Here is a 13,143-nt window from a genome sequence, read left to right on the forward strand (position 1 = left end):
GGCTGTGGCTGGTCGGTGCGCTCGCCTGCGTGCTGACGTTCGGCCAGTCCCCCGGGCGGGTCTCCCCCGACACCAAACTCGACCTCACCGCCAACCCGCTGCGCTTCCTGGCACGGGCCACCAACCTGTGGAACAGCGAACTCCCATTCGGGCAGGCGCAGAACCAGGCCTACGGCTATCTGTTCCCGCACGGCACCTTTTTCGCGATCGGCCATCTGCTCTCCGTGCCCGGGTGGATCGCCCAACGGCTGTGGTGGGCGCTGCTGCTCACCATCGGCTTCTGGGGCCTGTTGCGCGTCGCGGAGGCGCTGGGCATCGGCAGCCCTGCGTCGCGGATGATCGGCGCCGCCGCGTTCGCGCTGTCGCCGCGGGTGCTGACCACCCTGGGGTCCATCTCGTCGGAAACCCTGCCGATGATGTTGGCGCCGTGGGTGTTGCTGCCCACGATCATGGCCCTGCGGGGCTCCGCCAACCGGTCGGTGCGAGCGCTCGCCGCGCGGGCCGGTCTGGCCGTCGCGTTGATGGGCGCGGTCAACGCGATCGCCACGTTGGCCGGCTGCCTGCCCGCGGTGATCTGGTGGGCGTGCCACCGCCCGAACCGGCTGTGGTGGCGCTACACCGGGTGGTGGCTCATGGCGCTGTTTTTGGCGACGCTGTGGTGGGTGGTGGCGCTGGTGATGCTGCGCGCCATCAGCCCGCCCTTCCTGGACTTCATCGAATCCTCCGGTGTGACAACGCAATGGTCGTCGCTGACCGAGATACTGCGCGGCACCGACAGCTGGACCCCGTACGTGGCGCCGACCGCCACCGCGGGCGCGCCGCTGGTGACCGGCTCGGCGGCCGTCCTGGCCACCTGCCTGGTCGCGGCGGCCGGGCTGGCCGGGCTGGCCAGTCCGCGAATGCCGGCGCGTGGACGGTTGGTGGCGATGCTGCTGGCCGGCGTGGTGCTGATGGCCGCCGGTTACAGCGGTGGGCTGGGCTCGCCGGTGGCGCACGCCGTGCAGGCATTCCTGGACGCTGGCGGGGCGCCGCTGCGCAACGTGCACAAGCTGGGGTCGGTGATTCGGATCCCGATCGCGCTGGGCATCGCACAGGTGTTGGGCCGCATACCGCTGCCCGGTCGGGGGCCCGTCTCGGCGTGGCTGCACGCGTTCGCCCACCCGGAACGCGACCGCCGGGTGGCGGTCGCGATCGTGGTGCTGACGGCGCTGATGGTGAGCACCTCGCTGGCCTGGACCGGCCGGCTGACACCGCCCGGAACTTTCAGCGCGATCCCCCGCTACTGGCAGGAGACCGCCGACTGGCTCGACCGGCACAATACGGGGACGCCGGTCCCCGGCCGGGTGCTGGTGGCTCCGGGGGCACCGTTCGCCACGCAGGTGTGGGGCACCAGCCATGACGAACCGCTGCAGGTGCTCGGCGGCAGCCCGTGGGGCGTGCGCGACTCCATCCCGTTGACCCCGCCGCAAACCATCCGGGCGCTGGACTCGGTGCAACGCCTGTTCGCCGCCGGGCGCCCCTCGGCCGGCCTCGCCGATACCCTGGCCCGCCAAGGCATTTCGTATGTGGTGCTGCGCAACGATCTGGACCCCGACACGTCGCGCTCGGCGCGCCCCATCCTGGTGCACCGGGCCATCGACGGGTCGCCTGGCCTGCAGAAGGTGGCGCAGTTCGGCGATCCGGTGGGGCCCGGCAACCTGGCGGGCTTCGTCGCCGACAGCGGGCTGCGCCCGCGATACCCGGCCATAGAGATTTACCGGGTGGGGGTCGCCGGCGATCCGGGCGCGCCGTACTTCGCCGACGTCGACCGGTTGCCCCGGGTGGCCGGCGGGCCGGAGGTGCTGCTGCGCCTCGACGAACGGCGCCGGCTGCAAGGCGGGGCGCCGCTGGGCCCGGTGCTGATGACCGCCGACGCGCGCGGCGCCGGTTTGCCGGTGCCGGTGGCGACCGTCACCGACACCCCCGTGGCGCGCGAGACCGATTACGGGCGGGTGGACCACCATTCGTCGGCCATCCGGGCCGCGGGCGACGCCCGGCATACCTACAACCGAGTGCCCGACTACCCCGTCCCGGGGGCCGACCCGGTGCTCGGCGCCTGGACCGGCGGGCGGATCACCGTGTCGAGCTCGTCGTCGGACTCCACCGCGATGCCCGACGTCGCGCCGGCGACCTCCCCCATCGCCGCCATCGACGGGGATCCGGCGACCGCCTGGGTGTCCAACTCCCTGCAATCGGCCGTCGGCCAGTGGCTGCAGGTCGATTTCGACCACCCGGTGACCAACGCGGCGATCACCCTGACCCCCAGCGCGACGGCCGTCGGCGCGCAGGTGCGCCGCATCCTGATCGAAACCGCGACCGGCAGCACGACGCTGCGGTTCGACGAGCCAGGCAAGCCACTCGCCGCCGCATTGCCCTACGGCGAGACGCCGTGGGTGCGGATCACCGCCGCGGGCACCGACGACGGGTCGCCCGGCGTGCAATTCGGCATCACCGACCTGTCGATCACCCAGTACGACGCGTCCGGATTCGCCCACCAGCTCGACCTGCGGCACACCGTGCGGGTCCCCGGGCCGCCGCCCGGCTCGGCGGTCGCGGGCTGGGACCTGGGTTCAGAACTGCTCGGCAGGCCGGGCTGCGCGTCGACGCCGGACGGCGTGCGCTGCGCGCCGTCCATGGCGCTGGCGCCCGAGGAGCCGGTGAATCTCAGCCGGACGCTGACCGTCCCGGCGCCGATGTCGGTGACCCCGCTGGTGTGGGTGCGGCCACGGCAGGGACCCAAGCTGGCCGACCTGATCGCCGAGCCGAACACCACCCGGGCGCGGGGCGACTCCGATCTGGTCGACGTCCTCGGCTCGGCGTATGCGGCGACCGACGGCGATCCGGCCACCGCGTGGACGGCATCGCAGCGGGTGGTGCAACACAAGGCGCCCCCAACGTTGACGCTCACCCTGCCGCGGCCCAGCGAAGTCACCGGGCTGCGGCTGACGCCGAGCCGGTCGGCGTTACCCGCCCATCCGACGGTGGTGGCGGTCAACCTGGGCGACGGCCCGCAGGTGCGTGCGTTGAAGCGCGGCGAACAGCAAACCCTCCCGCTGCATCCCCGGGTGACCGACAGCGTCACCGTCAGCCTGCTGGACTGGGAAGACGTCATCGACCGCAACGCGCTGGGTTTCGACCAGCTCAAGCCGCCCGGGCTGGCGGAGCTGGCGGTGCTTGGTGCCGACGGCAAACCGATCGCCCCCGCGAACGCCGCTCGTGACCGCGCGCGCGAGATCACCGTCGACTGCGACCACGGCCCGGTGGTCGCGGTCGCGGGCCGGTTCGTGCACACCTCGATCCGCGCCACCGTCGGCGCACTGCTCGACGACGAGCCCGTTGCGGCACGGGCGTGCGACCGCGACCCGATCGCGCTGCCGGCGGGTCAGCAGGAGCTGCTGGTCAGCCCGGGCGCCCAGTTCGTCGTCGACGGCGTTGAGCTGTCGCCGCCGGACGTGGCCGCCGCCACGCCCGGCCCCGTCAGAGTTCCCGTGTGGCGGGCGTGGGGTCCGGACCGTCGCGAGGTGCAGGCTCAGCCGTCGACAACGTCGCGGGTGCTGGTGATCCCCGAGAGCATCAACCCCGGTTGGGTGGCGCGCACCGGCAACGGGACCCGGCTGAATCCGGTCGCCGTCAACGGCTGGCAGCAGGGCTGGGTGGTGCCGCCCGGAGACCCCGGCACCATCACGCTGACCTTCCCGTCCAACGCGCCCTACCGCGCGGGCCTGGGGCTGGGGCTGGCCTTGCTGCCGCTGCTGGCAATGCTCGCGCTGTGGCGCACCCGAGGCGGGCGGTCCGACGACGCGCCCGCCCAACCGTGGCAGCCGGGGACATGGGCGGGAATCGCGGTGCTGGGCTGCGGGGCGGTGATCGCCGGGGTGGTCGGGGTGGTCGTGGTCGGCGGCGGCCTGGGCTTGCGGTACGCGCTGCGCCGCCGCCGGTTGGACGGTGCCGCGATTGTCCTGAGCGCCGGCGGGCTCATCCTGGCCGGGGCGGTGTTGTCACGGCATCCCTGGCGGTCGGTCGACGGCTACGCGGGTCATTCCGCGAATGTTCAGCTGCTGGCGCTGATTTCGCTCGCGGTGGTTGCCGCTTGCGCGGTGACGATGCGGTCCGAGGATCGGACCGAGGTGGGGGCACCCCCAGCCGCGGAGCGGCGAGGGGGCGAACCGCGCCATTGACGTCGGTGGTGACGGCGCGCCGGTCCCGCGACGAATAGCCGCCCCAGGGTATTGGCTGGCGGTTTACCGACTGGTTGACTGGATATGCGGGTCCCTACGACCGCCACCGTCCAAGGAGTTACGGCCATGGGCTGGTTTTCCGCTCCCGAATATTGGCTCGGCAGACTGGTGCTCGAGCGGGGCGCCGCGGTGGTCTACCTGCTCGCGTTCGTCGCAGCCGCGGCCCAGTTCCGGGCGCTCATCGGGGAGCACGGGCTGCAGCCGATTCCGCGGTTCTTGGCCGGGCAATCGTTTTGGCGGACGCCCAGTCTGTTTCATCTGCGCTACTCCGATCGCTTGTTCTCGGCGGTCTCCTGGTTCGGCGCGGCACTGTCGGCGGCGATCGTCGTTGGCGCTGCCGACGCGGTGCCGCTCTGGGCGGCCATGCTCATGTGGCTGACGCTGTGGGCGCTCTACCTTTCGATCGTCAACGTCGGGCAGAGCTGGTATGCGTTCGGGTGGGAATCGCTGTTGCTGGAGACCGGCTTTGTGCTGATCTTCCTGGGCAACGACCAGGTGGCGCCGCCCGTGCTGACGTTATGGATGGCCCGGTTGCTGTTGTTCCGAGTGGAATTCGGTGCCGGGTTGATCAAAATGCGGGGCGATCCATGCTGGCGCGACCTGACGTGTCTGTACTACCACCACGAAACGCAGCCCATGCCTGGGCCGTTGAGCTGGTTCTTCCACCACCTGCCCAAGCCGCTGCATCGAATCGAGGTGGCGGGCAATCATTTCGCCCAACTGGTCGTGCCGTTCGGATTGTTCGCGCCACAACCGGTGGCGAGCATCGCCGCGGCGATCATCGTCGTCACTCAGCTGTGGCTGGTGGTGTCGGGCAACTTCGCCTGGCTCAATTGGGTGACGATCCTGCTGGCGTGCAGCGCAATTGACGAGTCGTCGGTTTCCGTGGTGTTCGGCCCGCATGCCCGCGCCGCTCTGCCGGGGCCGCCGCTGTGGTTCGCAGCGTTGGTGATCGCGTTCGCGGCGGCGGTGTTGTTCATGAGTTACTGGCCGGTGCGCAACATGCTGTCTTCGCGTCAGCGAATGAACATGTCGTTCAACTCTTTTCACCTCGTCAACACGTACGGCGCATTCGGCAGCATCGGGCGTGTCCGCCGCGAGGTGGTGATCGAAGGCACCGAGGACGCACGCCTGAGCGACCAGACGGTGTGGAAAGAGTACGAATTCAAGGGGAAGCCCGGCGCCGTGGGTCGGCTTCCGCGGCAGTGGGCGCCCTACCATCTGCGGCTGGATTGGCTGATGTGGTTCGCCGCGATCTCGCCCGGCTACGCGCAGCCATGGCTGACACCGTTTCTGCAGCGGCTGCTGCGCAACGACCGGCACACGCTGCGCCTGTTGCGGCACAATCCATTTCCGGATTCGCCACCGCGTTATGTGCGCGCGCGGCTCTACGAGTATCGCTTCACGACGCCCGCCGAGCTGCGCCGCGAGCGGGCCTGGTGGCATCGGACACTGGTCGGCGGGTACGTCCGGCCGATGACGCTGCCGGCAGCGACGTCACAGCACGGCTGACCTATGCCGCGTAACCCTCGCCGTCGCGCGGGAGTTTCGTCATGCGACGTACTGCGGGCAGTAGTACTCGATTGCCAGGTCCACGAACGCAGCGGGGCTGGGGAAACGCGCGAACCGGTCTGTGCGGGCGATCGCTTCGGCCGGCTGTCCATTCTTCCGGTCCGTGCAAACGGCTCCCGCAGCCTGAATCGGGTCTACAGACTCGGGCACCACGATGTCGCTGCCACGGAGGGCGACGAGGAAGCTGTCATCGTTTGGTGATGCGCTTGCGTGGCCAGGTACGCAAATGGCGACCGCACAGCAGGCGATGGGGGCGATTACGTACTTCCTCATGGGCGTTCCCTTCGTCTTTACACCATGGTCACCATTAACGGCCATGTCGCGCAACCGGCTTTGCTTGACGGTTGGGCTGCTGGTTGACCATGTGCAGCAGACCCCGGTTGGTATTCAGTTCAGGTACCGCGCACGCCGTCTGCGCCACGAAGAACGGCGGTAACCAGCCGCCCGAGTGTGCCCCGCCCGAGGGACCAGCCGGGCTTTACACCGCACATATCTGCAGACAGGTGTGGTGCCCGGCCGACCTTGGATTACAGCGTCTCGTCCAGCTCGCCGAGCCGGTCGGTCAGCCGCAGATTATCCGAGTAGTCGACCGGGCAGGAGATCACCGACACCCCGGCGTCGTCGAGTGCGGCCCGCAGCGTCGGCAACAGTTCCTCGGCGCTGTTGACGCGATACCCCTTGGCGCCGAAGCTTTCCGCGTAGGTCACCACGTCCGGGTTGCTGAACTTCACGTAGTAGTGCGCGCCGAGCTCGAGGTCCATTTTCCACTCGATGAGGCCGTAACCGCCGTCGTCCCAAATCAGCACCACCAGCGGTATCCGCTCGCGGACGGCGGTCTCGATTTCCTGCGAGTTCATCAGGAAGGCGCCGTCCCCGACGACGGCCAACACCTTCGAGTCGGGCCTCGCCAGCTTGACACCGAGCGCGCCGGGCAGCGCAAACCCCATGGTGGACAAGCCGTTTGACACCAGGCAGGTGTTGCACTCGTACGTCGGGTAGAGCCGCGCCATCCACATCTTGGTGGCGCCGGTGTCGACCAGGACGACGTCGCTGCGGCTCAGCGCGGCGCGGGTGTCGGCCACCACCCGCGCCGGAGCGAGCGGATATCGCGAATCCTCTTGCCCACGAGCGAATTCCTCGGCAAGCAGGCCGTGGCCGGGCACCTCGGGGTCGGCCTCGTAAGCGTGACCGTCGAGCGCGTCCGTCAATGCGTCCAAGGAGGCGCTGATGTCGCCGATGATCCCGACGCCCACCGAATAGTGCGCGTCGACCTCGGCCGGGAACCGGTGAATGTGGATGATCTTCTTGTCGGCCTGCGGGTTGATCCGGACCGGGTCGAACTCCTGCAGCTCGTACCCGACCGCGATGACCACGTCGGCGTTGTCGAAGCCGAAGTTGACGTAGTCGTGCCGCATGAACCCGAGGGTCCCGATGCTGTTGGGATGGTCATCGGGCATCACGCCCTTGCCGTGGAAGGTGTTGGCCACCGGGATGCCGAATTCCTCGGAGAACCGGACCAGGGCCGCGGTGGCGTTGCCGCGGGCGGCGCCGTGCCCGGCCAGCACCACCGGCCGCTTCGCCTTGCGCAGGATGTCGACCGCGCGCTCCACCTGACCGGGTGCGGGGGCATCCGGACGAACGACGTTGCGCGGCAACGGCGTCAGGTCGTAATCGGTCTCGTCGGCATCGATGTGCTCGGGGACGGCCAAATAGACCGCCGCCGGGCGTTCGGTCTCGGCGACCTTGAAGGCCTTGCGGAACATCTCGGGGATGGCGCGCGCGGTTGGCACCCCGGCCGCCCATCGCGTGATCGGCGCGAACATCGACACCAGGTCGACGTACTGGTGGGACTCTTTGAATTCCCGGTCGTGGCCCACCTGCGCGGAGATCGCAACCAACGGGGTGCTGTTGGTGGTGGCGTCGGCCACGCCGAGCTGCATGTTGATCGCGCCCGGCCCCAAGGTGCTCGACACCACCGCCGCGCGGCCGGTCACCCGCCCGTACATCTCAGCCATGAAGGCCGCGCCCTGCTCGTGCCGGGTGAGCACATAGCGGATGCTCGACGACGCCAGCGCCTGCACGAAGCGGATGTTCTCCTCCCCCGGCAGGCCGAAGACCACGGAAACACCCTCGTTTTCCAGGCACTTGACCATCAGTTCGGCGGCTTTACTCATCCGGCACCTCCCTTGGGGGAACGATAGTGGCAGGCTGGGTGTTGGACCTCTTACCAACCCCGAAGCGAAGGATGTCAGCGTGCCCATCGCGACCATCAACCCGGCTACCGGCGAGACAGTGAAAACCTTCACCCCGGCAACCGACGAAGAAGTCGACGCGGCCATCGCCCGCGCGTACGCCCGGTTCCAGGACTACCGCCATAACACCACCTTTGCCCAGCGCGCGGGGTGGGCAAACGCCACCGCCGACCTCTTGGAAAAAGAGGCCGACGACGTCGCCGCGATGATGACCCTGGAAATGGGCAAGACCTTGAAGTCAGCCAAGGCCGAAGTACTCAAGTGCGCCAAGGGCTTTCGCTACTACGCCGAGAACGCCGAGAAGCTGCTTGCCGACGAGCCGGCCGACGCGGTCAAGGTCGGCGCCTCCAAGGCCTACATCCGCTACCAGCCGCTGGGCGTCGTGCTGGCCGTGATGCCGTGGAACTTCCCGCTTTGGCAGGCGGTGCGGTTCGCCGCGCCGGCGCTGATGGCCGGCAACGTCGGCATCCTCAAGCACGCCTCGAACGTGCCGCAGACCGCGCTCTACCTCGCCGACGTCATCGCGCGGGCCGGCTTCCCGGACGACTGCTTCCAGACGCTGCTCGTCTCGTCCAGCGCCGTCGAGCGCATCCTGCGTGACCCCCGCGTCGCCGCGGCCACCCTGACCGGCAGCGAGCCGGCCGGCCAGTCGGTCGCCGCCATCGCCGGCGACGAGATCAAACCCACCGTGCTCGAGCTCGGCGGCAGCGACCCGTTCATCGTGATGCCGTCGGCGGACCTCGACGAGGCCGTCAAGACCGCGGTCACCGCCCGGGTGCAGAACAACGGTCAGTCCTGCATCGCCGCAAAGCGATTCATCATCCACACCGACGTCTACGACGCGTTCGTCGGCAAGTTCGTCGAGCGGATGCAGGCGCTCAAGGTCGGCGACCCGACGGACCCCGACACCGACGTCGGCCCGCTTGCCACCGAGTCGGGGCGCGACGACATCACCAAGCAGGTCGACGACGCCGTGGCGGCCGGCGCGAAGCTCCGCACCGGCGGCAAGCCGCTCGACGGGCCGGGCTGGTTTTACCCCCCGACGGTAATCACCGACATCACCAAGGAAATGTCGCTCTACACCGAGGAGGTCTTCGGCCCGGTCGCGTCGATGTACCGTGCCGAGACCATCGACGAGGCCATCGAGATCGCCAACGGCACCACCTTCGGGTTGGGCTCCAACGCCTGGACCCGCGACGAGGCGGAGCAGCAGCGCTTCATCGACGACATCGAGGCCGGCCAGGTGTTCATCAACGGAATGACGGTGTCCTACCCGGAGCTGGGCTTCGGAGGCGTCAAGCGGTCCGGCTACGGCCGCGAACTCGCGGGCCACGGGATCCGCGAGTTCTGCAACGCCAAGACCGTATGGATCGGGTAGTGGCGATCGCAAGCGCGGCATAGCCGGGCGCTGGGGGCGCCGCCCGCTTGCGGGGGACGGGTCACCACCATCGGGGCCGGCGAAAGCGGCTCGGCGCCCGGCAGCAGCAAGGTCGAGTAGCGGCTCAGGCCGACGCGGCGGCCAGGGCCTTCTCGTCCTCGTCGGCGAAGGTGTCCTCCAAATGCAGCGGCGAGTAGTCGAGGTCGATCTCCTCGAGCGGCCGCCCGCGGGCGCTAGAGATCGTGCCGAAGCGGCGCATGCCCTTGTCGGACGCGTAGGCCATGAACTCGTCCACGGACAGGCCGAACGGCATCGGGTCGTACAGGGCGAAGCCCTCCTCGATGAGGCGCAGCCCCAACGGCATGAGCTCGTTCATCCGCGTTTCGAAGACGCCCCAGTTGGCGTCGTCGGCGGCGACGTGGCGGCGGCAGGTGAACGTGCCCCACGCCATGTGGCGGCGCTCGTCGTCGCCGATGCGCCGGACCAATTCCTGCATGCCCGGCAGGATGCCGCGCTCCACGCAGATCTTGTGCCAGCCGAAGTACCCCGTGAGCGCCAGCATGCCTTCGACCATGTGGTTGTAGGTGACCGACGCCCGCACCTGGGCCGCCGGCGACGGGTCGACCGACAACGCGTTGAGGCAGTCCGGCAATTCCTCGTAGAAGATCGTCCGGTAGGTGGGGATGTCGTCGAGGTACTCGTGCAGGTCGTCGGTGACGCCGACGGCGTCGAGCCACATGCGGAACACCTGGACGTGCTTGGCTTCCTCGAACGCGAACTGCGTCAGGTACATCTCGTCGCCCAGCCGGCCCTCGACCCGCATCGCGGACATGAACGGCTGAATGTCTTCCGTCACCGCCTCCTCGCCGGCGATGAACTCCGCGCACAGCCGGATGGCGTAGTGACGTTCGTCGTCCGAGAGCTGCTCCCAGTCGGCGCAGTCGCGGGAGAAGTCGATGTCGGCCGGGTCCCAGAACTTCGCGTTGCCGCCGGCGAACAGCCGCAGCGGCAAGCTGTCCCAGTTGAGTCCTCCGCGAACCATCGAATTCGTACGTGTGCGTGTCATGAGACCTCCTCGGATTGTTGTGGGGCTGGGTGGACGGGCGGGCGCGGTGACGCCGAGAAGGCGGCCGCCAGCACCGCCACGAGGCGGCGCACCGCCAGCGCCGGCTGCTCCGGGGTGGGTTCGTCGAGCCCGAGGATCGGATCCAGACCACGCATGTAAGGCGCCAGCGCCAGGTGCGGAAAGATCAAGAGCAGCAACGACAACAGCGCGTCGGTATCCGAATCGGCCCGCAGGTCGCCGCGCAACTTCGCGTCGCGGACCAGCGGCCGCATCACTTCCAGGTAGTGACGGTGGATGACGTTCTGCACGCTGACGCGGGCTTCGGTGTCGACCTCGAGAGTCGCCGCGGCGTGCAGCGCGCGCTCGTGCGGATGGTCGGCGAAGTAGGCCACCCACGCGTCGAGCCAGTCCGTCAGAAAGTCGAAGAACGGCCGGCTCGGGTCCAGCTCGCGGATGCGGTCCTCCATGTAGGCACGCACCCGCTGGCTGCCGATGTCGGCGATGAACGCGTAGAGGTCACGCTTGTCCGCGAAGTACTGGAACAGGCTGCCCTTCGCGACGCCGGCCCGCCGCGCGATGACGTTGAGGCTGCCCCGGGAGAACCCGTGCGCCCCGAACTCCTGTTCCGCGGCCTCGATGATGGCCGCGCGACGAGCGGAGTCGACCCGCCCCCAAGTCACCGTTGGCAATACCGCCTCCTAGCATCGATGACCACTGGTCATATTACGGTGAGCTACGTCACAGTCAAGGGGTCTGGCTGGCTGCTTTGCCGCCGAGCGTCACGCTGGCGCGACGGTCGACAGCGAATGCCACGCTGGCGTGACGCTCGCGCTAGGGCCGCATCTGGTACGCGCCGTTGAGGGGAAGGATGTGCTCCTTCCAGATCTGCGCGTAGCGCGAGGGGTCGTGGACCGGGCGGCGGATCATCCGCGTGGCGAAGCGAGCCTGCTCGTCGGTGGTCGCGGGCTTGTCGCTCAGCTCGACGGCGTAGCCGTTGAAGTCGCGGACCAGCACGGCGAAGATCTCGTCGATCAACGTCTCGTCCACGTCCGACAGCGCGGCCTCCTCGAGGACTAGCTGCGCATAGGGCACCGTCGCGAACAACTGGCCTACGGCGAACGCGAAGTCGATGTCCCTCTGCTGCGCGGCGTCGGGGGTCGCGCTGGCGAGCATGTCGGCGAGCACGTCGATCTGCTTGCGCAGCAACGCCACGTTGGGCAGGTGCCCGAACCCGTCGAACGGTGCGCGCCAGTCGTGGAAGCGCACCTTGCCCAGGCCCCCGGTCGGTCCCTGCGCGAACAGGAACGTGTCGTCGGCCGCGTCGTCGCGGCGGCCGATGATCGGCAGATCGCCGTTGGGGGCGAACAGGAAGTTCGGCATGAACTTGGCGAGCAGCCCGATGTTGATGTGCACGGTGCCCTCGAGCCTTGGCAGCAAACCGATCTCGCGCGTGACGGCCTCGAAGAAGGTGTCCTTCTCCACGCCCTTGGCGGCGATGACGTCCCACAGGGCGATGACGACCCGCTCCCCTTCGCTGGTGATCTTCGCCTTGGTGAGCGGGCTGTAGAGCAGGTAGCGCCGGTCATCCGCCGACGCGCTGCGCATGTAGTCGCAGGCACGGGTGGCGACCAGCCGCATCGCGACCAGCCGTAGGTACGCGTCGGTAAGCAGCCGCCGCACGTGGCTGAAGTCGGTGACGACAGTGCCGTACAGGACGCGGTTGGAGGCGTGGGTGACCGCCTCGTACATGGCGTGGGTGCACATGCCGACCGCGCCCCAGCCCAGGTTGTACTTGCAGACGTTGACGGTGTTGAGCGCGGCGTGGAAGGCGCCGGGACCGCGGTGCAGGATGTCGGCCTCGGCGACCGGGTAGTCGCGCAGCGCGTAGTTGGCGACGAAGTTCTGCGAGTTCACCACGTTCTTGATCAGGTCGTATCGGTCGTGCTGGGAGTCGGCCGCGAAGAAGACGTACTCGTCAGACCCGGCGATCTTGCCGAAGGTGGAGACCATGCGCGCCACGTTGGCGTTGCCGATGTAGTACTTCTCGCCATTGGCGACCCAGCCGTCCTCCGAAGGCGTGAGGATCATGTCGGTCTGGTAGACGTCGGCGCCGTGGGTCTGCTCCGACAGGCCGAACGCGAACACCTCGCCGGCCTCCAATTGCGCGGCGGCCTTGCGCTTGGCGTCGGAGTTCGCGCTCATCCAGATCGGGCCCAGGCCGAGCGCGGTGACCTGGAAGGGGTACCAGTAGCTGAGGCCGTAGAAGCCCACGATCTCGGCGAACTCGCTGATCCGGTAGGTGTCCCAGCGGCAGTCGCCGGCACCGTACTCCGACGGCGTCAGTAGGGACGCAAAGATGCGCTCGCGCCCGATGTGGTCCAAAAACTCGGAGTACCACACCCGTTCGTGATCGTCGGACTTCAGCCGCGCCTTGCCCCGCGATTCGAAGAAGTCCACCGTCGCGGCCATGATCTCCCCCGAGCGACGGTCAGGATATTTGCGTTGCAGGTGGTTGGGATTGAGCAACATGACGGGACTCCCGCGGGTTCTTCGTTGGGACGAGGGTGACGGTACTGCACCGTGGGGGCCGTCGGGGCG

General features: G+C 68.7%; 9 protein-coding genes. 4 read left to right on the forward strand and 5 right to left on the reverse strand.

The features are described from left to right. Window positions 1-2: 2 nt before the first annotated feature. Window positions 3-4,217 carry an alpha-(1->3)-arabinofuranosyltransferase gene (locus tag A5678_RS13695; protein ID WP_068043142.1) on the forward strand — a complete coding sequence of 1,405 codons (4,215 nt, stop codon included), beginning with the start codon at window positions 3-5 and terminating at the stop codon, window positions 4,215-4,217. 126 nt (window positions 4,218-4,343) lie between these two features. Continuing rightward, window positions 4,344-5,789 carry a lipase maturation factor family protein gene (locus A5678_RS13700; protein ID WP_068043144.1) on the forward strand — a complete coding sequence of 482 codons (1,446 nt, stop codon included), beginning with the start codon at window positions 4,344-4,346 and terminating at the stop codon, window positions 5,787-5,789. Window positions 5,790-5,828: 39 nt separating this feature from the next. Here A5678_RS13700 and A5678_RS28335 read toward each other — a convergent pair whose 3' ends face one another. Further along, on the reverse strand, window positions 5,829-6,167 hold the full coding sequence (locus A5678_RS28335) for a DUF732 domain-containing protein (RefSeq protein ID WP_082945559.1): 339 nt from the start codon (window positions 6,165-6,167) through the stop codon (window positions 5,829-5,831). Here A5678_RS28335 and A5678_RS27570 point away from each other — a divergent pair. Beyond that, window positions 6,076-6,285: a hypothetical protein gene (locus A5678_RS27570; protein WP_068043146.1), complete on the forward strand. Its 210-nt coding sequence runs from the start codon at window positions 6,076-6,078 to the stop codon at window positions 6,283-6,285. The two genes, A5678_RS28335 and A5678_RS27570, sit on opposite strands and share 92 nt — an antisense overlap. Window positions 6,286-6,376: 91 nt before the next feature. Here the strand turns inward: A5678_RS27570 and A5678_RS13710 are convergent, their stop codons facing one another. After that, window positions 6,377-8,023 (reverse strand): acetolactate synthase large subunit, encoded by a 1,647-nt coding sequence (locus A5678_RS13710; protein WP_068043148.1) that lies wholly within the window; start codon window positions 8,021-8,023, stop codon window positions 6,377-6,379. 79 nt (window positions 8,024-8,102) lie between these two features. Between A5678_RS13710 and A5678_RS13715 the strand changes: the two genes are divergently transcribed. Further along, window positions 8,103-9,479: an NADP-dependent succinic semialdehyde dehydrogenase gene (locus A5678_RS13715; protein ID WP_068043149.1), complete on the forward strand. Its 1,377-nt coding sequence runs from the start codon at window positions 8,103-8,105 to the stop codon at window positions 9,477-9,479. Window positions 9,480-9,603: 124 nt separating this feature from the next. Here the strand turns inward: A5678_RS13715 and A5678_RS13720 are convergent, their stop codons facing one another. The 3 genes from A5678_RS13720 to A5678_RS13730 form a co-directional block, all read right to left on the reverse strand. Next, a complete protein-coding gene (locus tag A5678_RS13720; RefSeq protein ID WP_068043151.1) occupies window positions 9,604-10,545 on the reverse strand; it encodes a R2-like ligand-binding oxidase in 942 nt (313 codons plus the stop codon). Continuing rightward, window positions 10,542-11,234, reverse strand: coding sequence for a TetR/AcrR family transcriptional regulator (locus A5678_RS13725; RefSeq protein WP_068043153.1), 693 nt, complete (start codon window positions 11,232-11,234; stop codon window positions 10,542-10,544). The genes A5678_RS13720 and A5678_RS13725 overlap by 4 nt, the downstream gene beginning before the upstream one ends. Before the next feature lie 142 nt (window positions 11,235-11,376). After that, entirely contained in the window at window positions 11,377-13,074 is a 1,698-nt protein-coding gene (locus A5678_RS13730) for an acyl-CoA dehydrogenase family protein (RefSeq protein ID WP_068043155.1), read from the reverse strand. Window positions 13,075-13,143 lie beyond the last annotated feature (69 nt).

Origin of the sequence: Mycobacterium sp. E2733, assembly GCF_001667585.1 — a bacterium.
Lineage (GTDB): Bacteria > Actinomycetota > Actinomycetes > Mycobacteriales > Mycobacteriaceae > Mycobacterium.